Origin of the sequence: Synechococcus sp. EJ6-Ellesmere (assembly GCF_024345875.1) — a bacterium.
GTDB lineage: Bacteria > Cyanobacteriota > Cyanobacteriia > PCC-6307 > Cyanobiaceae > Regnicoccus_A > Regnicoccus_A antarcticus.
The window spans coordinates 1-17,959 of sequence record NZ_JAGQBY010000049.1; the positions used below are offsets into that span (position 1 = coordinate 1).

Sequence of the window (17,959 nt, forward strand, 5' to 3'; positions counted from 1 at the left end):
ACCACAGTCCCGTATCGAGATGATGACGACGATCAAGCCTCGCGGCCCCTGATCCTTAACCCGCAGTACGCTCAATCACGGTGCTCAGTTCGGCACCCCGAGCGGACAACTTTCCTGATAGGTCCCGGGGCAGGGTTTGACATTCTCTCATATGAGGAGACTGGCGCCGATAGGCTCATTGAGGTAAAAACAACAAAATACGGACGAGAAACTCCGTTCTTCGTGTCTAGAAACGAGCTTGCAGTGTCGGAGTCAGAAGCATCTCACTACTATCTCTACCGTTTGTTTGGATTCAACGTTAAGCCTCGTCTTTTCACCCTTGCTGGCGCCTTCTCGGAATCATGCAGGCTTTCTCCTTCAAGCTATCTGGCAACCGTTATCTGATCTCTTGGATGCTGGCCTACAGAGCACATCTCAATAGCTCCGATGCTCCGCAATCACCCCCCGCACCCCACCCCGTGGCTCTTCACAGTCCCCATCCCGCCGTGGAATCAGATGCCAGTGGGCAGGTAACACCGTCTGACCCGCCGCTTCGCCTGAGTTCAGCCCCACGCTCCAGCCGCTGATCGTGGCGTCCTGGGCGTTCAGCTGCTCCCGCCGCAGCTTCAGCAGCTCCACCACGGCGTTCCACTCCGGCTGGTGCAGCTCCAGCCCGTCGGCCACGTGCCGACGCGGGATCACCAGGCTGTGCCCCTCGCTCACCGGGTTGGCGTCGGCGATGCAGAGCGCCAGCTTGTTCTCCAGCAGCACCCGGCCGCTGCCCTCCAGCGCGCAGTACAAACAGCCCGCTTCGCGGTGGCCGTAGCTGGCCTGCACGCCGGGGAAGTCAGTGCAGTCGGTGTCGCGCTTGCCGGCGTTGCAGCGGAAACAGAGCGCCTGCAAGTTGCTGATGGCGTCGGAGCCGCCGTGGTTCCACCGCTGCGCGGAAGGCTTCGCCTACGGGACGATGTGGTCCACCTCCAGGGCCCGCTGGTGCTCGTGCGCGCCGCCCAATTCGCAGCGGCCCCGTGCGCATCGGTGAACCCTGTATTTCCCCGAGCCGCTGATCGGGCTGCGGTGGCGGCTGCGGTGGGCGAACACCTCCTCGCCGCGCTGCTCGCGGAAGGCATCGAGACGCTGGCGGCACAGCTGCTGCAGCGCGTCCCGCTCGGCGTCACTGAGCTCATCGCCGCCGATCAGCCTGTAGGGGCCGTTGCCGTAGGCGGTGATGCCGTTGCCGGTGAGCACCATGCCCACCATGAGCTGCCCAGGATTCGCCGGGCCACGTCCTGCGCTAAGGCGGGGCATGGGGGAATCCTGGCGGGTGTGACAGGGGTGGCACTGATGTCTTGAGGCCCCCTCTTCGTTGGGGCAGGCCGCCCCCCTCGGGCCGGTTTTTGCCCACCAGCCCCCCCGCCAGTCCTGAGTGTCTATACTCTGCTTCAGGCTGAATCATGGTTTTGCGATGGCTTCTGACCTCACCCCCGCCGTCGGTGCCGCCCTGCTCGCAGCCGATGCCCGCCTGCTCGCTCAGGAATACCGCCGCGTGCTGGCCCCGCCGGGATCCCCCTCCTCTGCAGCACCGTTGCGGCTTGGCTTTCGCGAGCTCCTCTACTTCCAGGTGGTGAACAGTCTGAGCGCCGAGGGCCTGCAGCTCTCCCCTGACCAGAAGCGTGAGGTTTTCCGTGTGTTGACCGTGAAGACTCACCGGTTGCCTGAGGGCCTGCCCCGGCGACAGGTGGCCCAGGGGGACTGGTCCCGTGGCCCCGGTGAGCTGCGCAAGACAGGTGCCGTTCCCTTCAGTTTCGACCTCCTCGGCGTGAGCCGGGACCTGCGTTACCGCTATCGGCTCTACAGGCGGCCCAATGCCCTGGTGGAGAGCGATCCGGCCGTCTGTTCTGGGCAGCCTGTGTTCCGGGGCACCAGGATTCCCGTGGCCGTGGTTGTGGAGCAGCTGCGCTCCGGCGTCAGCCGCACCGAGCTGGAAGCAGACTTTCCCCATCTCAGCCGCCAGGCCCTCGATTACGCGGAGATCCAGGCGCGCCTGCCCAAGCCTCCCGGCCGCCCTCGGCGCCCTCTCGCCCTGCAACGCGGCTGAAGGGCCATGCCTTGAGGCTGTTGATCGACGAAAATCTCAGTCCTCGCCTGGCCCGCTGGGCCTGTGAACAGGGAATTCCGGCAGAGGCGGCCGTGCATGTCGGTCTTGCTGGCGCCAAGGATGACGCGGTCTTCGCCCATGCCCTGGCCCGCGATCAGATTGTGGTCACGGTGAACGTGGGCGATTTCATTCGCTTGGCCGCCATCATGGAGGTGCACCCTGGCGTGATCGCCCTCAGGGAGGCTGGCTTGAGTGCGGAACAGCAGTGGCTCCGGGTCCAATCAGCTCTGCAGCTGATCCAACACGGGAAAGACACTGACCTGATCAATCGCGTGCTTGAGATCCAATCTGAAGCTGTGTACGTGTGGCATGAGATTCCAGCCATCTGAGTCAATCCCTGCCGGTGCAACTCTGAGACCAACGATGGCCATGGCTTGTCGGCATTGCAGCGGAAGCAGAGCGCCTGCAGGTTGGCGATGGCGTCGGAGCCGCCCTGGTTTCTGGGGATGATGGGTGCCACCTCCAGGGCCCGCTGGTGCTCGTGCGCCCCGCAGCACTCGCAGCGGCCCTGGGCGCATCGGTGAACCCTGTACTTCACCGAGCCGCTGATCGGGCTGTAGGCGCCGTTGCCGTAGGCGGTGATGCCGTTGCCGGTGAGCACCATGCCCACAATCCGCTGCCCAGGATCCGCCGGGCCACGTCCTGCGCTGGGGCCGGGCTATGGCGGCCCAGCTGTTCCATGAGCATCAGCGGTTGGTCGATGGGGCTCATGCGCATCTGCTTGGCGATGGTGTGCCTCAGGCGCTCGTAGGTGGGGGAGGGGTGCGAGGGCATGGGGGCATGGGGGGATCCTGGCTGGGGTGTGACGGGGGGTGGCACCTGTGGGGCAGAAGCCCTGCGGCGATGCCATGCCCTTTGTCACCCCTTCGGAAAGACTTGGCGGGTTGCCTACGATGAATCCACTGAAGGCAGCAGAGACTGTGCGTACGTTCTCCGCCGTGATCGAGCGCTGCGCGGACACGGGCCTGCTTGTGGGCTACGTCCCTGGCTTCCCCGGCGCTCACAGCCAGGGGGAGACCCTTGATGAGCTGCAGGCCAACCTCCAGGAGGTGATCACCATGCTCTTGGAGGACGGCGAGCCGGCCCTGGGGAGCGTCTTCGTGGGCCTGCAGCAGATCGTGGTGCCGGCCTGAACGTGGGCTCAACCCCCGTCCTCAAGTCCTCTGAGGTGGCGGACATCCTTCGGAACCTGGGCTTCGATGTGGTTCGTCAGCGCGGCTCCCATCTGCAGTTTCGTGATCTTCGCGGACGCTGCACCACAGTTCCAGTTCACAAGGGACGTGATATCTCTCCTCCGCTGCTTCGTCAGATCGCCAAGGACATCGGCATGACCCTGGAGGAGTTCCTCAGCCACCGCTGAGCACCGAATCGGTAGCGAGGCGCTGGCGGCACAGTTCGTGGGTGAGTGGTGGATCTCAGGCGAGTTGCAGCAGCCGCTTCGCTGCTTGAGTGGAGCACCAGGTCGTCCGACAGATCCGGCTGGGCCACGGCACCCCACAAGTCTGCGAGCAGCGCAAAGCGGTCGCGCTGCGCCAGCCAGGCATCAGGCACGGTGATCAGCAGGTCCACATCGGAGTCGGCCCGGCCATCTCCGCGGGCCCTCGATCCAAACAGACGCACATCAGCAGCAGGGATCAGCTGGCGAATGCCGGCAACCATGCCCGCCAGCCTCGGCTCGATCGGTTTGGAGGCTGTCGTGGAAGTCATGGATCCATTCTGATGGCCACTGGGTTCGCCCGGAAGCAGGCTCACCATCACTGCGGTCTGGATGAAGGCGCGCAGGCGCCCGTAGGTGGCGGAGGGTGGCGGGGGCATAGGCATCCTCGCTGGGGTGAGACGGGGGGTGGCACTGGTGGAGGGGAAGCCCTGCGGCGATGCCATGCCCTCCGTCATGCCCTCAGCCAAGCCTTGCGGGACCCCTCCTCACCGCTTGCGTGCGTCGTTTGTACTAACGTTGACCAGCCGCTCAAAGTGGAGAGGTGTCGCTATGGCTGCCACCGGAGCTTCGCCCCCTGCGCGCTCAGCCCGGCTCGGCCTGCGCGCCACGCCGGAGCAGGAAGCCGTGCTGCGCCGTGCCGCCGAGGTGACCCACAAGTCGCTCACCGACTTCATCCTCGACAGTGCCTGTCTCGCTGCCGAGCAGACGCTCCTTGATCAGCGCCTGTTCATGGTCTCGGGCTCCCAGGCCCAGGCCCTGATGGATCTGCTGGACCGCCCCGAACAGGCCAACGAGGGTCTCCGTGATCTGTTCGCCAGGCAGGCACCCTGGGACGCCCAGTGACCTGGCGGCCGCCGGAGCCGCTGGCCGTCCAGCACCAGCTGGAAGGCTTTGACTGCGGCAGGCCCACACTGAATCACTGGCTACTGCACCACGCCCGCCAGGCGCAGACCAGTGGCTCGGCCAGAACGTTCGTCGTCGCCGACGAGGCGAATCGCGTCGCCGGCTATTTCAGCCTCACCGTGGGCCAGGTCGACACGGTGGAAGCGCCAGAGCGCATCCGTCAGGGCATGGGGCGATTTCCGCTGCCCGTGGTCATCCTGGCCAGGCTCGCCGTGTCACGGGAGAACCATGGACATGGCCTCGGTGTCGGGATGCTCCAGGACGCGATCCGTCGAACGCTGGTGATCGCCGAGCAGGCCGGAATTCGGGCGATCCTGACCCATCTCATCGACGAAGCCGCGGCACGCTTCTACACCCGGTTCGGATTCACCGCATCGCCACTGCGCCAGCAGCAGCTGCTCCTGCTGCTCAAGGACGCGAGGAAGATCCTCCGGTGAGCATGGGGGCATCCGGCTGGGTGAGACGGGGGTGGCACTTGTAAGAGGAGGAACACAGGCAAGTCAGGCCGCCATGTCAGCGCGTGATCGCCTTTGCCCGGCTCCACTGCCTGGCGTGCCTACGTCCAGCGGAGGTATCGTCAAAGGGCGGCGGGCGATCACTGCCGACACCGATCTGCGCCTGTGCCGTTTCTTCGGCCTGAGTGATGGTTTCTGGCTGCGGATGCAAGGGAGCCATGACCTGAAGCTGGCCAAGCAGGTTCTGGCGAATGTGTTGCCGGCGATCGAGCCAATCCAGCCAATGGCGTGAGCAGGGTTGGCGGCTCAGTGCCAGCTGATGCCGCCCTCTGCGTCGCTCAGCTGCTCGCCGCCCACCAAGGCGACGGTGCCCTTCTCGCAGTGGGTGATGGCGTTGCCGGTGAGCACCTTGCCCACCATGCGCGTCCCAGGATCCGGCGGGGGCCACGTCCTGCGCTGGGGCGGGGCTGGCTGTTGCCTGGCAAATCTGTGGCCCAGCAGTTGCATCAGCATCAGCGGTTGGTCGATGGGGCTCATGGGCATCCGCTTGGCGATGTAGTGCCGCAGGCGAAGGCAGGCAGCGGAGGGGCTGGAGGCCATGGAGTGATGCTGGCGGCTGTCGGGCGAGCGGGCCAGGTTTGGTTTTGGGCGGCCTGTCAGGCAGGTGCCCCTGCTGGGATCCCTTCTGGCGTGGGGGTGCTGAGGCTGCAGCAGGTCGGCTAGGTAGGGGTGTCGTGTCCATCGCCCTCGGCGGGGATGCAGTCCAAAATGGGACCATGGCTATCCCGTCGAACCAGGAAACCTCCCTTTCCCAGCGGCTCCAGGCCGCCCGAGAGGAGGTGCTTGCCGTGGCTCACCTCCATGGGGCCCGTAACCTGCGGATCTATGGCTCGGTGGCCCGCGGCCAGGATCGGCCCGGCAGCGACCTTGACCTTCTCGTGGATCTGGAGCGGGGCTGTTCCCTGCTGGAGGTGATCGCTCTTCGGCAGGAGCTGGAAGCTCTGTTGAATTGCCAGGTGGATCTGGCGGAAGCAGCGCAGTTGCATCCGTTGATCCGCGATCAGGTCATCGCGCAAGCAACGGCGTTGTGAGCAAGGATCTCCTTTACCTCACCAGCATTAGCGAAGCCCTTGAGCGCATCACTCTCTACACCATGGAAGGCCGCGCAGCTTTTCTTGCTTCCACGCTTCTGCAGGATGGAGTGATACGCAATCTGATCGTGATCGGCGAGGCCGTGAAGAATCTGTCGGCCGACCTTCGCGAGTCCGAAACGACTACTCCTTGGAAGTCCATCGCCGGCATGCGGGACGTTCTTATTCATGATTATCTGCGTGTGAATCTGGAGCAGGTCTGGGAAACCGTGGCGCGTGACCTGCCACCCCTCGGTCTCACCGTTCGCTCGCTGATTGAGCGGCAAACGAACGATTGAGCTGCAAAGCCAGCATCGTTTGCTGCCCAAGAGACCCACCCTGAACCTCCTGGATTATCAGAAGCGGGTTATCCTGCCGCTGCCCGTCCCTGGCCTGCAGGTAGTTGGTGCGGCCCTCTCGCCTTGGCCATCACCATCGCGCTTGCCGGCGTTGCAGCGAAAGCAGAGCGCCAGCAGGTTGCTGATGTCGTCTGGGCCGCCGTGGTTCCACCGCTGCGCGGAAGGCTTCGCCTACGGGATGATGTGGTCCACCTCCAGGGCCCGCTGGTGCTCGTGCGCGCCGCAGCACTCGCAGCGGCCTCGGGCGCATCGGTGAACCCGGTACTTCACTGAGCCGCTGATCGGGGTGCGGTGGCGGCTGCGGTGGCCGAAGCCGCAGGCTTCTCAACAAACAAACAAGTCACCACTTCGCCGCGCTGCTCGCGGAAGGCATCGAGGCGCTGGCGGCACAGCTGCTGCAGCTGGTCGCGCTCGGCGTCGCTCAGTTCGTCGCCGCCGATCAGGCTGTAGGCGCCGTTGCCGTAGGCGGTGATGCCGTTGCCGGTGAGCACCTTGCCCACCATCCGCTGCCCAGGATTCGCCGGGCCACGTCCTGCGCTGGGGCGGGGCTGGTTGTTGCCTGGCAAATCAGTGGCCGAGCAGTTCCAGCAGCATCAGAGGTTGGTCGATGGGGCTCATGCGCATCCGCTCGGCGATGGTGTGCCGCAGGCGAAGGAAGACAGCAGAGCGGCCGGAGGCCATGGAGTGATGCTGGCGGCTGCCGGGCGACCGGGGCCGGTTTGGTGTTGGGCGGCCCGTCAGGCTGGCATCCCTGCTGGGATCCCTTCTGGTGTGCCACCCCAGCCGCCTGAGGCGTCTATACCTCTGTCTATACGCCTGATGCCCATGGCCGCCACCCCTTCGCGCCAGGCCCTGCGCCGCTGGGGCAACAGCCTTGGCATTCGCCTGCTTGCAGCCATCGCCCGGGAGGCTCGGCTGCAGGAAGATCAGGCCGTGGAACTCTCCGTCGTGGAAGGTGGGGTGCTGATCCGGCCAGTTCAGCCTCGCCTGTCTCTGGCCGAACGGCTGGCGGCCTACGAGCCCATGCCTGGCGAACCCACGGAGGCCATGGCCTTTCCTCCGGACGGGGCTGAGGTCGTCGAGTGAGCCCCCGCCGAGGGGGCCAGGCGTGGCTGCCCGATCGCGGTGACGTGATCTGGATCGATCACCACCCTTTTGCGGTGCTGTCCACCGCCTCCTTTCACGCCACCGTGGGCCTGGTGGTGGGCTGTGCGATGACCTCAGCTCCCTACAACAGTGGTTCCACCCTTGCTGTGGATCTGGGCCCGATCCACGATCGTCCGGGCGCTCACAGCTATGTGCTGTGCCAGCAACTCAAATCCTTCGACTGGCGCGCCAGGGGCGCTCGCCTCCATCCACTCGGGCGACTGAACGACTCCCAACTGGAGGAGGTGATGGCGATTGTGGGGCAGATCCTTGGCTTGGTGGTGTGAGTCAGGGGCCTTCAGGTGAAACCCCTGGGCGCGAGGTCTCCCGGCATCGACGTCCTTGCTGCTCAGCAGCTCTGGAACGATTCGGAGCTCCTGGAGCTTCCCGCCCGCACCACGACCGCGACCAGTGCATTCGATTGATTTCCGTTCGACAGTCCAGACCAGAGGAGGTGGAGCTCGGCGTCACACGTCAGTCGATCATCAAGGTGTGGCTGACGGAGCGGCTGGAGCCGCGGACGTCTGCTTGAGCGCGGAGCGCGGAACAATCAGGAGGCCATCACCTCCACATGGCAGCGCAGTCCAGGTGCCCGGGCAGCACGGCTGTCGCCGGTGAGAAGTGTGGCTCCCAGCTCTTCGGCCAGGGCCACGTAGAGGGCGTCGTAGGCCGTGAGGTTGCTGCGCAGCTCCCAGGCCCGTGGCCAGAGGTGGCGGCTGACATGACGACGCAGGCCAAGCCGTTGGGCCGTGGCCAGGGCCTCCAGCGCGTGCTGCTCAGCAAGCTGATCGGCCAGCACCAGCCGGCGCAGCACCGAGAGCAGCTCGGCATCGATCAGATCAGGCGCCTGGATGTTGGCCTCGGCCAGCCTGTCCCTGGCTGCGCCTTGGATCAGCAGCGCATCCACCAACACCGAGGCATCCACCACCACCATCAGCGTTCTGCCCGGATCTGCCGCAGTGCCTCCAGGATCCTGCCGTGGCCGATCGGAGCCGATGGCAAGGCATTGAGCAGGTCTGCGTTGTCGGCGCGGCGAGCGGTTTCGCTGAGTTCGCGCAGGGCGAAGGTGCTCAGGGGCAGCCCAGCGCGGTTGGCCAATCTTTCGAGCCGCTCCGCCACGTCATCGGGAACGTGGCGGATGTAGAGGGTGCGCGGCATCTCTGTCAGGCTGCTTGCTCGCTGCTTGCAGCCTAGCGGCTGGTGGCTCGTTCCTTCTGTTCGATCAACGCTTCGGCTCTGTCGCACCAGGCTGCGCGATCCAGGCTGAGATCTTCGGGTTCGTCGTCGTAGCAGTACTGCACAGCGAAGGTGGTGAAGGCACGGGCAGCAGCAGGCGGGAGATGTCGTAGGTAGACGGTGGCGTTCTGCCGAGATGGTGCAGCCAGGCCCACTACCAGAGCATCCGATTGATTTCCGTTCGGCGGTCCAGACCAGAAGAGGTGGAGCTCTATGAACAGTTCTGATTTCGATCAACGTTTCGATGACGGCGAGTCCGTTCTCCAGGCCCTCGACCTCGGCGGTGCCTGTCGCCGTCGGCTGGAACAGAAACGCGTCAATGTCGACATCCCTGTGTGGATGATCGACCAGCTCGATCGCGAAGCCAGCCGCCTCGGCGTCACGCGTCAGTCGATCATCAAGGTGTGGCTCGCGGAGCAGCTGGAGCAACGGACGTCTGCTTGAGCGCAGTGCTGTGACTTCTATCCAGAAAGATGAGGCAGCAGAGGGGCTGGAGGCCATGGAGTGATGGTTGCGGCTGCCGGGCGCTTCGGCCAGTTCTGGCCTTGGGTGGCCCGGCCAGGGGGAGCAGTCCCTCACGTTGCGGCTGCCGCCATGAACCGCACCGGCCCCGGATACGCCGCCAACTGGCTGTCGGCCGTGATCAGCAGCAGCCCGTCGACCGTGGCCTGGGCCAGCAGCAACCGGTCGAACGGGTCGCGGTGCAACGGCGGCAGCTGGGCCACCGCCAGGGCATGACGCGTTTCGATGGCCAGCTCCTGCCAGTTCCCCTCCAGCAGGGCCCGGCGCAGCACGGCGGGCTGCACGTTGAAATCAGGCCGCCCCAGGCCCTGCTTGATCACCAGCTCCCACAGGCTCGCCACGCTGAACACCGGCGTGTGGCGCGGATCTTCCAGCATCTCCGCCAGCCCGGGTGGCAGCCGTTGGGGCGACCCCATCGCCCACACCACGAGGTGTGTATCGAGCAGCAGATCCATGGCGCCGATCAGCCGTCTTGCCCAGAGCCCTCGAACAGATCCGCAATCGTGCCGGCCGCCATCCGATCGAAGTCGTCGGGCACCTCGCACTGCCCCTGCAGCAGGCCCAGGCGGCGGCGCCGCTCAGGCTCGGCGTTGCCGGCGTCAGCCAGGGCAGTGACGCGCACCATCGGCCGGCCGGCCTTGCAGATCACGAACCCTTCACCCGCCGCCGCCGCCTCCACAAGGCGGGAGAGGTGGGTCTTGGCTTCGTGCATGTTCACCTGACGCATGGCATCCACCAGCGGATCCACTCCAACCAGCTTAGTCGACCCGCTGCGTCCTGGCGCTCCTCGTAGGTGGGTGGGGGGATGGGGACGGGCCACCATGGGAGAGGTGAACCCCCCGCGCGTCGTGAGGCCGGCTGCCTGGCTGCTCCTTCTGCTCGCCCTGCTGCTGCCCGCCGGCTGCGTGCGGGCCCAGGGGTTCCGGCAGACGGAGCTGGTGCGAGGGCTGGAGCATCCCTGGGGCATGGCCTGGCTGCCGGATGGCAGTCTGCTGATCAGCGAACGGCCGGGCCGGCTGCGCATCGTCCGCAACGGGGTGCTCGATCCCCGGCCGATCCCCGGGGTGCCGGAGGTGCTGGCCGCCGGCCAGGGCGGGCTGCTTGATGTGAGCGTCCATCCGCGCTTCAGCGAGAACCGCTTCGTGTATCTCACCTATGCGGCGGGGTCACCGGAGGCGAACCACACCCGGCTCGCCCGCGCCCGTTTCGACGGCCGCGTTCTCGGGCCGCTGGAGGTGCTCTTCGCGGTGCCGCAGCTCAAGAGCGGCACGCAGCACTTCGGGTCCCGCATGCTCTGGCTGCCGGATGGCACCCTGCTGCTCGCGATCGGCGACGGCGGCAACCCACCGATCGCGCTCGACGGCGAGCTGATCCGGCTGCAGGCCCAGAAGCGCGGCAGCGCCCTGGGCAAGATCCTGCGCCTCAACGACGACGGGACCGCGGCGGACGTGTGGAGCCTCGGGCACCGCAACATCCAGGGCCTGGCCCTCGATCCGCTCAACGGCAGGGTATGGGCGAGCGAGCACGGCGCCCGTGGGGGCGACGAGCTCAACCTCATCCAGCCAGGCCTCAACTACGGCTGGCCCCTGGTGACCCACAGCCGCGAGTACACCGGCCCCGCGATCAGCGCCCGCCGCACGGCGCCGGGCCTGGAGGATCCCCGCCGGGTGTGGACCCCGGCGATCGCCCCCTCCGGCCTGGCCGTGGCGAGCGGCCGGCGGGTGCCCGGCTGGCGGGGCCAGCTCTTCGCCGGCGGTCTGGTCTCGGGCGATGTGCGCCGCCTGAGCCTCGATGCGCAGGGCCGCGTGCTGGCGGAGGAGGCGATCACGATCGGCGCCCGGGTGCGCGATGTGCGCGAAGGTCCTGAGGGCTTCCTCTACGTGCTCACCGACGAGGCCCCGGACGGCCGCCTGATTCGCCTGGAACCCGCCGACTCCCACACCGAACCCTCCGGTGCCGGACCCCGCGGCGGATGATCGCTGAGGACACCGTCCGGTGTTTCGCCGCCAGCCGCAGCGCAGCCAGGGCCCCGCCGGCCGGCCGCCTGAGACAATCCACCCTCGCCTGCTTCCGCGGAAACCCATGGCCGTTCTCGGGAGAGAGGCGATCCTGCAGGCGATCGAGCAGGGCGCCATCACGGTCACGCCCTTCGATCCCGAGCGGCTGGGCCCCGCCTCGCTCGACCTCACCCTCGCCCCCACGGTCCGCGTGTTCCGCAAGGTGCACGCCGTGATCGAGGTGCGCGAGCACACCGATTACAGGCAGCTCACCGAGAAGATCGAGGTGCCAAAGGGCCAGCACATCCTGATCATGCCGGGCGAAACGGTGCTCGGCATCACCCAGGAGCGGCTGCGCCTGGGTCCCGGTCTGTGCGGCTGGCTGGAGGGACGCAGCCGTTTCGCGCGGCTGGGCCTGATGGTGCACATCAGCGCCCCCTTCATGGGGCCGGGCATCGACAGCCAACAGGTGCTGGAGATGAGCAACTTCGGACCCGCCCCCCTGGCCGTGCATCCCGGCACCGCGATCTGCCAGTTCGTGTTCCAGAATCTGCAGGGCAGCGAGTGCTACGCCGGCCGCTTCGCCGGTCAGACGGAAGACTCCTTCTGAGCGCCCCTGCCTTCAAGTATCTCCCTTGGTTGCTCCAGGTCAGCTGAGATCAGAAAATCCCCAGCGTTTTCTTCTTGCAGTAGCCCGCCCCGATGTTCATCCATCCCGAGTCACAGGGCTTTCCGTAAGTGGGCCTCACCTCGTAATAGATGGGTGAATTGCAATGCTGCTTCAGGTCATTCACATAACCAAGCGGACACTGGTCATATCCCGGGAGTTTGGGAATCCGCTTCTGAGCCAGTGCCGGGCCAGGAATCAGCAACGGAAGGGCCAGAAGCCCAGTGGCCAGTCCGAGGGGACGCATCTGCACTGGGGGAACAATCAACTGATCAGACCCTAGGCGTAGGGGGCGGGCAAGTGGCTGCATCGTATGGAGGCTGACGCTGACGAGACCGAAGCGATCCCGATAGCCTGAAGAAAAGATGTTTTATTCCTTGACGTTGCCTCTGGCATCCACCTCACGGGTCGGCTCCAGGTTTCAGCGCTGCAGCACGCTTCACCCATCCGATCCTGCCGGAACGACACCTCAGCCATGAGCCACCACGCCCTGCCGCCGATCGCCGGCTTGGAAGCCGAGATCCTTGCGCTTGTTCAGGATTCCGGCCCGGTCTTCCTGCCACACACCAATCTGAACCTGGAGCAGATCCGCTCAGGCTTTGCCTGCGCGCTGCACATGCACCAGCCCACGATTCCAGCCGGGACGCATGGAGAACTCATCTCCCATCTGCAATACATGCTGGAGCATCCAGGCGAGGGCGACAACCACAACGCCGAACCCTTTGCCCAGTGCTACAAGCGTCTGGCAGAGATCATTCCCCAGTTGATTCAGGAGGGCTGTAATCCCCGGATCATGCTGGATTATTCCGGCAATCTGCTCTGGGGTGTTGAGCAGATGGGCCGCCACGACATTCTTGACGCCCTCCAAAAGCTCGCCTGCGATCCCACCCTTCAACCCCATGTGGAATGGCTCGGCACTTTCTGGGGCCATGCCGTGGCCCCCTCCACGCCCATCCCCGACCTGAAGCTGCAGATCCTGGCCTGGCAGCACCAGTTCGCGGCCCACTTCGGCCGTGAGGCCCTGCAACGGGTGAAGGGATTCTCGCCGCCGGAGATGGCCCTGCCCAATCATCCCGACACCCTTCATGCCTTCGTCAAGGCCCTCAGGGAGTGTGGCTACCGCTGGCTGCTGGTGCAGGAGCACAGCGTTGAAAATCTCGATGGTTCACCTCTGAACCACGCCCAGAACTTCATCCCCAACCAGCTGCTGGCACGCAGCTCCAGCGGGGACATCGCCACCATCACCGCGCTGATCAAAACCCAAGGGTCAGACACCAAGCTGGTGGGCCAGATGCAGCCCTATCACGAAGCCCTGGGGCTCGGCCGGCAAGTGCTTGGTGCCACAACGGTTCCTGCGCTCGTCTCCCAGATAGCCGACGGAGAAAACGGTGGCGTGATGATGAATGAGTTCCCGCCGGCCTTCATCCAGGCCCACCACGCCATCGCCTCCAACGGGAGTGATCCAGCCACAGTGGCGATCAATGGCACCGAATATCTCGAGTTGCTTGAGGCCGCCGGCGTGCCGTCAGCGGATTTCCCGACGATTCAGGCGGTCGGTCAACACAGGCTGTGGCAACGGGTCGGCAGCCCACCCACCCCGGAGGCCACCGAAGCGGCCATCGCCGACCTCCAGGCCAGCGATCCCTCCTTCTCGATGGCCGGCGCCTCCTGGACCAATGACCTCAGCTGGGTGGAGGGCTACGCCAACGTCCTGGAGCCGATGAACGCCCTCAGCGCCCGTTTTCACCAGCTGTTCGACCCCCTGGTGGCCCAGGATCCCGGCGTGACCCGTACGCCGCACTACCAGCAGGCGCTGCTGCACCTGCTGCTGTTGGAAACCAGCTGCTTCCGCTACTGGGGCCAGGGCACCTGGACCGACTACGCCCGCGAGATCCACCGGCGGGGCGAAGCCGCGATCGCCAACCCGTAGCCCAGGCCCCATGCCACCACGCCGGACGTCCAGCATCACCACGGGGGGCCAGGGGCTGGTGCTGGCGGTCGCCATGGCGGTAGCCATCCCCGTGGCCGCCGCGGCGGTGGAGCCGGGGGGGCGGCTGGAGCCCTCACCCCCGGTGTTGCGGGTGGGCGTGGTGGATGGTGCGCCGCCCTGCAGCTACCGCGATGCCGGCGACTGGCGGGGGCTGGCCGTCGATCTGTGGGGCCGGATCGCCACCCGCGAGCGGCTCCCGTATGTGGTGTCGGAGTGGCCATCCGTGCAGGCGATGCTGGAGGCCAGCCGCAACGGCGCTCTGGATGTGGCGGTGGGCTGCATCAATGTGTCCCCGGACCGCCTGGAGCGTTACCGCTTCAGCCTCCCCTTCCAGGAGGACGGGCTGGCGGTGATGGTGCTGCAGAGCCGCCTCGATCTGGGGCGTTCCTTCCTCTCGGCGCTGCTCACCCCCACGCTGCTACAGCTGCTGGGCGGCTACCTGGCGGCGATCGGGCTGCTGGCCCTACTCACCTGGCGGGTGGAGCACTACGCCCAGCAGCCCCAGACCCTCAGCCACGGGCGCCTGCGCAGCTTCAGCGCCGTGTTCCAGGTGCTCGCCACCGGCCCCGGCAGCAACGCGCTGGTGGCCACCACCCGCGGCAACGGCATCGTTCTGATGGCCTATCTGGTGAGGATCGTGTCGGCCTCCCTCCTGGTGGGCTACCTCACCGTGAACGTGGCCCGCCAGGTGCAGGGAACGCCCAGCGCCAGGATCCGCTCCGAGGGCGATCTGCGCGGTCTGCGGGTGGCGGTGCGCAGCGGCACCGTCAGCGAGGCCTTGCTGCGGGAGCTCAACGCCGGCAGCAGCGCCCCGAAGGCCACGATCGTGCCCCTGACCAGCATCCGCTCGGGGGTGGATCTGCTGGTCTCCCGTCGCGTTGACGCCGTGCTGGGCGACAACCTGCAGCTTCGTTATCTGCTGATCAACGCGCCGTTGCAGGGCTCCCGGCCCAGCCTGGCCCTGCAGGGGATCCGCCCCGAATCCCAGGCGTTTGCCCTGGCCCCTGGCCTGCCGGCCGCCACCGCCGAGCGGATCGACCGGGCGATCAGCGCCCTCAAGCGCAATGGCGTGGTGACCGCGCTGCGCCAGCAGGCCACGGAGCCTGGCGGCTCTTCCGCCCGCTGAGCGGCTCCGCTGGATGGCAGCATCATGGGCAGCCGCCGACCTTCTCCGGCCCAGTGATGACTGTCTCCCTCGGCGCTCAGGACGATGCGCGCCTCGAGGTCCTGCGCCGGGAGTTCGAGCATGAGGCCAGCTTCAACCTGGTGTTCGTGGTGCTCACGGTGGGGGCCACCCTGATCGCCACCCTGGGCCTGCTGGCCAACAGCGCCGGTGTGGTGATCGGCGCCATGGTGGTCGCCCCCTGGATCCTGCCGCTGCAGGCCATGGCCTTCGAGATCCTGCGCGGCCGACTGAAGATGTTTCTGCGGGCCCTGCGCACCCTGTTGCTGGGCGTGGTGATCTTCGTGCTGCTGGCGATGGGCGTGGGCCATCTGGTGGCCTTCCCCAGCTTCGGCAGCGAGGTGATGAACCGCACCAGCCCCAACCTGCTGGATCTGGGGGTGGCCCTGGTGGCCGGAGCGGTGGCGATGTTCGCCAAGCTCAGGAAGGACGCGATCTCGGCCCTGGCCGGCCTGGCGATCGCCGTGGCCCTGGTGCCGCCGATGTGCGTGGTGGGGATCCTGCTGGCCTCCTCCTACTGGGTCCAGGCCTATGGGGCGCTGCTGCTCTTCACCACCAACCTGCTGGGGATCATGGTGGGCGCGATGGCGGCCCTGGCCACCCTTGAGCGGGTGTATCGGGGCCGCCTGCTCCGCAGCCGCCTCGGTCTCACCAGTGTGGCGCTCACCACCCTGCTGGTGCTCCCCCTCGGCACGAGCTTCTTTCGCATGCTGGAGCGATCCCGGCTGGAAGCGAAGGCTGAGCAGCTGCAGGCCTTGATCGAACAGGAGGTGCGCAGCAGCACCATCACCCTCGGAGGCGATCCCGCCATCGAACTGGTCGGGATCGCCATCGACTGGCGGCAGAACCCGCCTCTGATCCGGGCCCGGGTGCGGGTCACCGATCCCAAGCTGCCGACGCCCAAGCAGGTGGCGGCGGTGCAGGACTTCATCAACAGGAACCAGGCGCCCCTGCGCTTTCGGTTGGTGGTGCAGCGCTCAGCGGTGGACCTGATCGGCCCGGAAACCGCTCCCAATCCGCCTGAGTTGGAGGTGCTGCCTCCACCGGCGCTGCCGCCGTTGCCCGAGGCGGAGCGCCAGGAGGAGTAGGAGCTGTGATCGGCCAGCACCCTGCGGCGCCAGTCTTCTGCCGGAGAGGCTCACGTCAGCGGCGGCACTTCCGGGAAGTGCTCCGCCATGCACGCCTCGCACACCCCGTGGGAGAACTCCACATTGTCGTGGCTCTTGATGAATGCTTCCACGGTTCCCCAGAAGCCCTCGTCGTTTCGGATGCCCTTGCAGTACGAGCAGATCGGGATCAGCTCCTCCATCACATTGATGCGCTCGAGGGCGCCGGCGAGCTGATCGGACACCCGTTTCAGTTCCATCTGAAGCACCACCTGCCGGGCCAGCGCTTCGAGGGAGCGACGTTGCACGTCGTTGAGGTCACGGGGACGGCGATCGATCACGCAGAGGGTGCCGATCCGGGCGCCTTCCGGTGTCGACAGAGGAACCCCCGTGTAAAAGACGATGTGGGGCTCGCTGCAGACCAGGGGGTTGTCCCGGAAGCGTTCGTCTTCGCGGGCATCGCGGACCACGAGCGTCTCCTCGCCGAGAATCGCATGGGCACAGAAGGACACATCCCGGCTCGTTTCCCGCACATCGACGCCCACCCTGGATTTGAACCACTGACGCTCGGCATCCACGAGGCTGATCAGGGCGATCGGCACATCGCAGAGCTGAGAGGCCAGCAAGGTGATGTCGTCGTAAGACTGCTCCGCCTCCGTATCGAGGATGCGGTAGCCCTGCAGCGCCGCCAGGCGGGCCGCTTCGCGGGGGGCCACATTCGGGCGCATGGGAGGCCGACCGGGATGCAGTGAACCATGGGCCTCAAGGGCCCCTTCAGAACGTAGGGACGACCCTCTGGCGCTCTGGCGTGGGTTCACATCTCCTCATGCCCTCCGGTGCCCCGTGTCAGGCGGCGCTTCCGAGGTTGACGAGGAGTTCATCCCTGGCGCTGGGGTTCCCCCCGTGAGGTTCGCGCAGAATCACCCGATGCCACGAGGATGGCCGGCAGGCGCAACGTCACCACCAGCTGCGAGCCGGCTGGAGCGATGCTGGGCATCGTTCACCCCTCTCCATCGATCAGGACCGGGATCAGTGACTGAGGAACGTCGATGGGAAGGTTCCAGAGGCCGTCAGGACGGCGCCACCAGATCTCCTGGGGGGTGGTGGCCGTCATCACCCTGTTCCTGGCCGCCGGGGCGATCGTGATCTTCAACCTGCAGCAGGCCGGCCATCACCCCCTCAAGATCCGCCGGGAACTCCGTAAGTTCTGAGCAGATCCCGGTGATCGCCGCTGCCGTTGGGCCTGCCTCTGATCCGTTCGACGTCACGCCCCCCTACTGACTGCCATGCCGCTTCCGGATGCCTTGCTGGGAGCCGGCGATCCGGACGTGTTCCGCATCGTCGGCTCCGGCGGCCGCTCCTCCGTGCTGCTCACCGCCGACCACGCCGGCCGTGCCATCCCCGGCCGCCTGGCCGGGCTTCAGCTCAACGAGATGGTGCTCGACACCCATGTGGCCTGGGATCTGGGGGTGGCAGGGCTGGGCGAGCGCCTGGCGGCCCGGCTGGATGCCTTCCTGATCCTGCACAACTACTCGCGGCTGGTGATCGACGTGAACCGTCCGCCCTGGGCGCCGGACTCGATCGTGAGCCTCAGCGAGCACACACGGATCCCGGCCAACGATGCGCTCTCCTCTGCCGAGCGTGAGCAACGGCGGAGCGCGCTCTTCGATCCCTACCACCACCGCATCGC

The 17,959-nt window shown here is 66.5% G+C and carries 35 protein-coding genes and 1 pseudogene; 21 read left to right on the forward strand and 15 right to left on the reverse strand.

The window, feature by feature from the left end; all coding sequences use genetic code 11:
* A partial coding sequence (locus tag KBY78_RS07000) for a DUF3883 domain-containing protein (protein ID WP_255142985.1) occupies positions 1-384 on the forward strand: 384 nt, incomplete at its 5' end.
* A gap of 30 nt (positions 385-414) precedes the next feature.
* On the opposite strand, the gene KBY78_RS07005 is transcribed toward KBY78_RS07000, so the two are convergent.
* A complete protein-coding gene (locus KBY78_RS07005) occupies positions 415-882 on the reverse strand; it encodes an HIT family protein (RefSeq protein WP_399215474.1) in 468 nt (155 codons plus the stop codon).
* A gap of 54 nt (positions 883-936) precedes the next feature.
* A complete protein-coding gene (locus tag KBY78_RS07015; RefSeq protein ID WP_255142986.1) occupies positions 937-1,287 on the reverse strand; it encodes a hypothetical protein in 351 nt (116 codons plus the stop codon).
* A 157-nt stretch (positions 1,288-1,444) separates the two neighbouring features.
* On the opposite strand from KBY78_RS07015, the gene KBY78_RS07020 reads away from it, so the two are divergent.
* Positions 1,445-2,077, forward strand: a complete 633-nt coding sequence (locus KBY78_RS07020) for a DUF433 domain-containing protein (RefSeq protein WP_255142987.1) — start codon at positions 1,445-1,447, stop codon at positions 2,075-2,077.
* 20 nt (positions 2,078-2,097) lie between these two features.
* Positions 2,098-2,466 carry a DUF5615 family PIN-like protein gene (locus KBY78_RS07025; protein ID WP_255142988.1) on the forward strand — a complete coding sequence of 123 codons (369 nt, stop codon included), beginning with the start codon at positions 2,098-2,100 and terminating at the stop codon, positions 2,464-2,466.
* Positions 2,467-2,570: 104 nt separating this feature from the next.
* On the opposite strand, the pseudogene KBY78_RS16340 reads toward KBY78_RS07025, so the two are convergent.
* Both KBY78_RS16340 and KBY78_RS07030 read right to left on the reverse strand, forming a co-directional pair.
* Positions 2,571-2,741: pseudogene (locus KBY78_RS16340) on the reverse strand (HIT family hydrolase); the annotation flags it as partial.
* Positions 2,672-2,911: a hypothetical protein gene (locus tag KBY78_RS07030; RefSeq protein WP_255142989.1), complete on the reverse strand. Its 240-nt coding sequence runs from the start codon at positions 2,909-2,911 to the stop codon at positions 2,672-2,674. The gene KBY78_RS07030 and the pseudogene KBY78_RS16340, both read right to left, overlap by 70 nt.
* Before the next feature lie 119 nt (positions 2,912-3,030).
* Here KBY78_RS07030 and KBY78_RS07035 point away from each other — a divergent pair, with 119 nt between their 5' ends.
* Entirely contained in the window at positions 3,031-3,270 is a 240-nt protein-coding gene (locus tag KBY78_RS07035) for a type II toxin-antitoxin system HicB family antitoxin (protein ID WP_255142990.1), read from the forward strand.
* Positions 3,271-3,338: 68 nt separating this feature from the next.
* A complete protein-coding gene (locus KBY78_RS07040) occupies positions 3,339-3,497 on the forward strand; it encodes a type II toxin-antitoxin system HicA family toxin (RefSeq protein WP_255143015.1) in 159 nt (52 codons plus the stop codon).
* On the opposite strand, the gene KBY78_RS07045 is transcribed toward KBY78_RS07040, so the two are convergent.
* Complete coding sequence (locus KBY78_RS07045) at positions 3,443-4,030, reverse strand: nucleotidyltransferase domain-containing protein (RefSeq protein ID WP_255142991.1); 588 nt, start codon at positions 4,028-4,030, stop codon at positions 3,443-3,445. The genes KBY78_RS07040 and KBY78_RS07045 overlap by 55 nt on opposite strands.
* Positions 4,031-4,124: 94 nt before the next feature.
* Here KBY78_RS07045 and KBY78_RS07050 point away from each other — a divergent pair, with 94 nt between their 5' ends.
* From KBY78_RS07050 to KBY78_RS07060, 3 genes are all read left to right on the forward strand, one after another.
* Positions 4,125-4,418, forward strand: a complete 294-nt coding sequence (locus KBY78_RS07050; RefSeq protein ID WP_255142992.1) for a DUF1778 domain-containing protein — start codon at positions 4,125-4,127, stop codon at positions 4,416-4,418.
* Complete coding sequence (locus KBY78_RS07055; protein ID WP_255142993.1) at positions 4,415-4,915, forward strand: GNAT family N-acetyltransferase; 501 nt, start codon at positions 4,415-4,417, stop codon at positions 4,913-4,915. The genes KBY78_RS07050 and KBY78_RS07055 overlap by 4 nt, the downstream gene beginning before the upstream one ends.
* A gap of 115 nt (positions 4,916-5,030) precedes the next feature.
* A complete protein-coding gene (locus tag KBY78_RS07060; protein WP_006173083.1) occupies positions 5,031-5,225 on the forward strand; it encodes a HigA family addiction module antitoxin in 195 nt (64 codons plus the stop codon).
* A 14-nt stretch (positions 5,226-5,239) separates the two neighbouring features.
* Here KBY78_RS07060 and KBY78_RS07065 read toward each other — a convergent pair whose 3' ends face one another.
* On the reverse strand, positions 5,240-5,533 hold the full coding sequence (locus tag KBY78_RS07065; RefSeq protein WP_255142994.1) for a hypothetical protein: 294 nt from the start codon (positions 5,531-5,533) through the stop codon (positions 5,240-5,242).
* Between the two features lie 176 nt (positions 5,534-5,709).
* On the opposite strand from KBY78_RS07065, the gene KBY78_RS07070 reads away from it, so the two are divergent.
* Together KBY78_RS07070 and KBY78_RS07075 are read left to right on the forward strand one after the other, a co-directional pair.
* Entirely contained in the window at positions 5,710-6,024 is a 315-nt protein-coding gene (locus KBY78_RS07070; RefSeq protein ID WP_255142995.1) for a nucleotidyltransferase family protein, read from the forward strand.
* The gene (locus KBY78_RS07075) at positions 6,021-6,362 is read left to right on the forward strand and encodes a DUF86 domain-containing protein (RefSeq protein WP_255142996.1); all 342 of its coding nucleotides are present in this window, start codon (positions 6,021-6,023) and stop codon (positions 6,360-6,362) included. Before KBY78_RS07070 ends, KBY78_RS07075 begins: the two co-directional genes overlap by 4 nt.
* 57 nt (positions 6,363-6,419) lie before the next feature.
* On the opposite strand, the gene KBY78_RS16345 is transcribed toward KBY78_RS07075, so the two are convergent.
* A complete protein-coding gene (locus tag KBY78_RS16345; RefSeq protein WP_399215485.1) occupies positions 6,420-6,539 on the reverse strand; it encodes a hypothetical protein in 120 nt (39 codons plus the stop codon).
* Between KBY78_RS16345 and KBY78_RS07080 the strand changes: the two genes are divergently transcribed.
* Positions 6,486-6,695: a hypothetical protein gene (locus tag KBY78_RS07080; protein ID WP_255142997.1), complete on the forward strand. Its 210-nt coding sequence runs from the start codon at positions 6,486-6,488 to the stop codon at positions 6,693-6,695. The genes KBY78_RS16345 and KBY78_RS07080 overlap by 54 nt on opposite strands.
* On the opposite strand, the gene KBY78_RS07085 is transcribed toward KBY78_RS07080, so the two are convergent.
* On the reverse strand, positions 6,689-6,925 hold the full coding sequence (locus KBY78_RS07085; protein WP_255142998.1) for a hypothetical protein: 237 nt from the start codon (positions 6,923-6,925) through the stop codon (positions 6,689-6,691). The genes KBY78_RS07080 and KBY78_RS07085 overlap by 7 nt on opposite strands.
* Before the next feature lie 322 nt (positions 6,926-7,247).
* On the opposite strand from KBY78_RS07085, the gene KBY78_RS07090 reads away from it, so the two are divergent.
* Entirely contained in the window at positions 7,248-7,508 is a 261-nt protein-coding gene (locus tag KBY78_RS07090; protein WP_255143000.1) for an AbrB/MazE/SpoVT family DNA-binding domain-containing protein, read from the forward strand.
* Entirely contained in the window at positions 7,505-7,855 is a 351-nt protein-coding gene (locus KBY78_RS07095) for a type II toxin-antitoxin system PemK/MazF family toxin (protein ID WP_255143001.1), read from the forward strand. The genes KBY78_RS07090 and KBY78_RS07095 overlap by 4 nt, the downstream gene beginning before the upstream one ends.
* Positions 7,856-8,118: 263 nt before the next feature.
* Here KBY78_RS07095 and KBY78_RS07100 read toward each other — a convergent pair whose 3' ends face one another.
* Genes KBY78_RS07100 through KBY78_RS07110 form a run of 3 tightly spaced genes read right to left on the reverse strand, consistent with a single transcriptional unit; the run spans position 8,119 to position 8,959 of the window.
* Positions 8,119-8,502 (reverse strand): type II toxin-antitoxin system VapC family toxin, encoded by a 384-nt coding sequence (locus tag KBY78_RS07100; RefSeq protein ID WP_255143002.1) that lies wholly within the window; start codon positions 8,500-8,502, stop codon positions 8,119-8,121.
* Positions 8,502-8,726: a hypothetical protein gene (locus tag KBY78_RS07105; RefSeq protein ID WP_255143003.1), complete on the reverse strand. Its 225-nt coding sequence runs from the start codon at positions 8,724-8,726 to the stop codon at positions 8,502-8,504. Before KBY78_RS07105 ends, KBY78_RS07100 begins: the two co-directional genes overlap by 1 nt.
* A gap of 32 nt (positions 8,727-8,758) precedes the next feature.
* Positions 8,759-8,959 (reverse strand): hypothetical protein, encoded by a 201-nt coding sequence (locus KBY78_RS07110; RefSeq protein ID WP_255143004.1) that lies wholly within the window; start codon positions 8,957-8,959, stop codon positions 8,759-8,761.
* A gap of 58 nt (positions 8,960-9,017) precedes the next feature.
* Between KBY78_RS07110 and brnA the strand changes: the two genes are divergently transcribed.
* On the forward strand, positions 9,018-9,248 hold the full coding sequence (brnA, locus tag KBY78_RS07115; protein WP_255143005.1) for a type II toxin-antitoxin system BrnA family antitoxin: 231 nt from the start codon (positions 9,018-9,020) through the stop codon (positions 9,246-9,248).
* Between the two features lie 131 nt (positions 9,249-9,379).
* Here brnA and KBY78_RS07120 read toward each other — a convergent pair whose 3' ends face one another.
* Complete coding sequence (locus KBY78_RS07120) at positions 9,380-9,781, reverse strand: type II toxin-antitoxin system VapC family toxin (protein WP_255143006.1); 402 nt, start codon at positions 9,779-9,781, stop codon at positions 9,380-9,382.
* 8 nt (positions 9,782-9,789) lie between these two features.
* Entirely contained in the window at positions 9,790-10,053 is a 264-nt protein-coding gene (locus KBY78_RS07125; protein ID WP_255143016.1) for a type II toxin-antitoxin system Phd/YefM family antitoxin, read from the reverse strand.
* 94 nt (positions 10,054-10,147) lie between these two features.
* Between KBY78_RS07125 and KBY78_RS07130 the strand changes: the two genes are divergently transcribed.
* A complete protein-coding gene (locus KBY78_RS07130; RefSeq protein WP_255143007.1) occupies positions 10,148-11,302 on the forward strand; it encodes a PQQ-dependent sugar dehydrogenase in 1,155 nt (384 codons plus the stop codon).
* A 106-nt stretch (positions 11,303-11,408) separates the two neighbouring features.
* Entirely contained in the window at positions 11,409-11,933 is a 525-nt protein-coding gene (gene dcd / locus KBY78_RS07135) for a dCTP deaminase (RefSeq protein WP_255143008.1), read from the forward strand.
* Between the two features lie 49 nt (positions 11,934-11,982).
* On the opposite strand, the gene KBY78_RS07140 is transcribed toward dcd, so the two are convergent.
* Positions 11,983-12,237: a hypothetical protein gene (locus KBY78_RS07140; protein ID WP_050751559.1), complete on the reverse strand. Its 255-nt coding sequence runs from the start codon at positions 12,235-12,237 to the stop codon at positions 11,983-11,985.
* A 228-nt stretch (positions 12,238-12,465) separates the two neighbouring features.
* Here KBY78_RS07140 and KBY78_RS07145 point away from each other — a divergent pair, with 228 nt between their 5' ends.
* Genes KBY78_RS07145 through KBY78_RS07155 form a run of 3 tightly spaced genes read left to right on the forward strand, consistent with a single transcriptional unit; the run spans position 12,466 to position 16,251 of the window.
* Complete coding sequence (locus KBY78_RS07145) at positions 12,466-13,920, forward strand: glycosyl hydrolase family 57 (protein WP_255143009.1); 1,455 nt, start codon at positions 12,466-12,468, stop codon at positions 13,918-13,920.
* Positions 13,921-13,930: 10 nt separating this feature from the next.
* The gene (locus KBY78_RS07150; protein ID WP_255143010.1) at positions 13,931-15,106 is read left to right on the forward strand and encodes an ABC transporter substrate-binding protein; all 1,176 of its coding nucleotides are present in this window, start codon (positions 13,931-13,933) and stop codon (positions 15,104-15,106) included.
* Positions 15,107-15,162: 56 nt separating this feature from the next.
* Positions 15,163-16,251 (forward strand): DUF389 domain-containing protein, encoded by a 1,089-nt coding sequence (locus KBY78_RS07155; protein ID WP_255143011.1) that lies wholly within the window; start codon positions 15,163-15,165, stop codon positions 16,249-16,251.
* 50 nt (positions 16,252-16,301) lie between these two features.
* Here the strand turns inward: KBY78_RS07155 and KBY78_RS07160 are convergent, their stop codons facing one another.
* Positions 16,302-16,997, reverse strand: a complete 696-nt coding sequence (locus KBY78_RS07160; RefSeq protein ID WP_006173103.1) for a GAF domain-containing protein — start codon at positions 16,995-16,997, stop codon at positions 16,302-16,304.
* A gap of 321 nt (positions 16,998-17,318) precedes the next feature.
* On the opposite strand from KBY78_RS07160, the gene KBY78_RS07165 reads away from it, so the two are divergent.
* Positions 17,319-17,480 carry a hypothetical protein gene (locus KBY78_RS07165; RefSeq protein ID WP_255143012.1) on the forward strand — a complete coding sequence of 54 codons (162 nt, stop codon included), beginning with the start codon at positions 17,319-17,321 and terminating at the stop codon, positions 17,478-17,480.
* Between the two features lie 75 nt (positions 17,481-17,555).
* A partial coding sequence (locus KBY78_RS07170; protein WP_255143013.1) for an N-formylglutamate amidohydrolase occupies positions 17,556-17,959 on the forward strand: 404 nt, incomplete at its 3' end.

Bases quoted from the DNA above. Each gene is read 5' to 3' on its own strand.
- KBY78_RS07070 (WP_255142995.1), top strand. From the start codon at position 5,710: ATGGCTATCCCGTCGAACCAGGAAACCTCCCTTTCCCAGCGGCTCCAG.
- KBY78_RS07050 (WP_255142992.1), top strand. From the start codon at position 4,125: ATGGCTGCCACCGGAGCTTCGCCCCCTGCGCGCTCAGCCCGGCTCGGC.
- KBY78_RS07145 (WP_255143009.1), top strand. From the start codon at position 12,466: ATGAGCCACCACGCCCTGCCGCCGATCGCCGGCTTGGAAGCCGAGATC.
- KBY78_RS07105 (WP_255143003.1), bottom strand. From the start codon at position 8,726: ATGCCGCGCACCCTCTACATCCGCCACGTTCCCGATGACGTGGCGGAG.
- KBY78_RS07090 (WP_255143000.1), top strand. From the start codon at position 7,248: ATGGCCGCCACCCCTTCGCGCCAGGCCCTGCGCCGCTGGGGCAACAGC.
- KBY78_RS07015 (WP_255142986.1), bottom strand. From the start codon at position 1,287: ATGCCCCGCCTTAGCGCAGGACGTGGCCCGGCGAATCCTGGGCAGCTC.
- KBY78_RS07120 (WP_255143006.1), bottom strand. From the start codon at position 9,781: ATGGATCTGCTGCTCGATACACACCTCGTGGTGTGGGCGATGGGGTCG.
- KBY78_RS07165 (WP_255143012.1), top strand. From the start codon at position 17,319: ATGGGAAGGTTCCAGAGGCCGTCAGGACGGCGCCACCAGATCTCCTGG.
- KBY78_RS07045 (WP_255142991.1), bottom strand. From the start codon at position 4,030: ATGACGGAGGGCATGGCATCGCCGCAGGGCTTCCCCTCCACCAGTGCC.
- KBY78_RS07125 (WP_255143016.1), bottom strand. From the start codon at position 10,053: ATGCGTCAGGTGAACATGCACGAAGCCAAGACCCACCTCTCCCGCCTT.
- KBY78_RS07065 (WP_255142994.1), bottom strand. From the start codon at position 5,533: ATGGCCTCCAGCCCCTCCGCTGCCTGCCTTCGCCTGCGGCACTACATC.
- KBY78_RS07085 (WP_255142998.1), bottom strand. From the start codon at position 6,925: ATGGTGGGCAAGGTGCTCACCGGCAACGGCATCACCGCCTACGGCAAC.
- KBY78_RS07155 (WP_255143011.1), top strand. From the start codon at position 15,163: ATGACTGTCTCCCTCGGCGCTCAGGACGATGCGCGCCTCGAGGTCCTG.
- KBY78_RS07130 (WP_255143007.1), top strand. From the start codon at position 10,148: ATGGGAGAGGTGAACCCCCCGCGCGTCGTGAGGCCGGCTGCCTGGCTG.
- KBY78_RS07035 (WP_255142990.1), top strand. From the start codon at position 3,031: ATGAATCCACTGAAGGCAGCAGAGACTGTGCGTACGTTCTCCGCCGTG.
- KBY78_RS07020 (WP_255142987.1), top strand. From the start codon at position 1,445: ATGGCTTCTGACCTCACCCCCGCCGTCGGTGCCGCCCTGCTCGCAGCC.
- KBY78_RS07150 (WP_255143010.1), top strand. From the start codon at position 13,931: ATGCCACCACGCCGGACGTCCAGCATCACCACGGGGGGCCAGGGGCTG.
- KBY78_RS07030 (WP_255142989.1), bottom strand. From the start codon at position 2,911: ATGCCCTCGCACCCCTCCCCCACCTACGAGCGCCTGAGGCACACCATC.
- brnA (WP_255143005.1), top strand. From the start codon at position 9,018: ATGAACAGTTCTGATTTCGATCAACGTTTCGATGACGGCGAGTCCGTT.
- dcd (WP_255143008.1), top strand. From the start codon at position 11,409: ATGGCCGTTCTCGGGAGAGAGGCGATCCTGCAGGCGATCGAGCAGGGC.
- KBY78_RS07100 (WP_255143002.1), bottom strand. From the start codon at position 8,502: ATGGTGGTGGTGGATGCCTCGGTGTTGGTGGATGCGCTGCTGATCCAA.
- KBY78_RS07140 (WP_050751559.1), bottom strand. From the start codon at position 12,237: ATGCGTCCCCTCGGACTGGCCACTGGGCTTCTGGCCCTTCCGTTGCTG.
- KBY78_RS07160 (WP_006173103.1), bottom strand. From the start codon at position 16,997: ATGCGCCCGAATGTGGCCCCCCGCGAAGCGGCCCGCCTGGCGGCGCTG.